The sequence below is a fragment of the Herbidospora sp. RD11066 genome (assembly GCF_054661255.1).
In genome coordinates this window covers 1-240 of record NZ_BAAGDO010000345.1, presented here as the reverse complement: position 1 = coordinate 240, position 240 = coordinate 1, and the positions used below count along the sequence as shown (strand labels likewise).

Annotated in this window: 1 protein-coding gene; it reads right to left on the bottom strand. The window is 43.8% G+C overall.

All coding sequences use genetic code 11. The features are described from left to right. Positions 1-240 (bottom strand): hypothetical protein (locus tag ACYQ78_RS40080; protein WP_459806232.1); only part of this gene is annotated, 240 nt, incomplete at both ends.

The following is a 240-nucleotide window of genomic DNA, read 5'->3' as shown; positions in this document are numbered from 1 at the left end:
CTGTTTTCCAATCTCCTCTTTAATAATCATTCTTGGGAGTGACTGGACCAATCTCGAAAGTGATCCAAGGGTTGTGCCACACTGATGGAGATTATAGCGTGCATGTTGCCGAGCCAAGGCATCTAATTCCCATTGTGAAAAGCCTCTTTCACTGCCTAAAAGAGTAGTTGCTCCAAATGTACTCTTGTAGAAACCAGTTGACTTTAAACCAAATAACTGCCGAAGCTGCCCCATGAAGAC